This is a genomic window from Paraburkholderia sp. SIMBA_030, assembly GCF_046535245.1.
In the GTDB taxonomy this organism is placed as follows: domain Bacteria; phylum Pseudomonadota; class Gammaproteobacteria; order Burkholderiales; family Burkholderiaceae; genus Paraburkholderia.
Map to the genome: position 1 here is coordinate 1 of NZ_JAWRXB010001277.1, position 248 is coordinate 248.

A 248-nucleotide genomic window follows, 5' to 3' on the forward strand; every position below is an offset into this window, starting at 1 on the left:
GCATCCCGGAACGCGATTATTTCCACATCATCACCGAGCATGCCGTCGGACAGATCGTTGCCCAGGATGCAGGGCTCGGCTTCGAGCGGTCCACGGGTGTGGTGATGATACAGATCTTCACCCAAGCCGGCCGGAGCGAGGCGGCCAGGCAGTCACTGTTTGCGGCCATCGCTGCAGGTCTTGTAGAAATCGGAGTCTCGGGGGCGGACGTATTCATTGGCTACGTGGAGAACGGTCCAAGTGACTGG

1 protein-coding gene is annotated in these 248 nt (G+C 60.1%); it reads left to right on the plus strand.

Annotation, left to right across the window (positions count from 1 at the left end; translation table 11 throughout):
- The coding region (locus SB772_RS44160; RefSeq protein ID WP_410839043.1) for a tautomerase family protein at positions 1-248 on the plus strand (248 nt) is incomplete at both ends.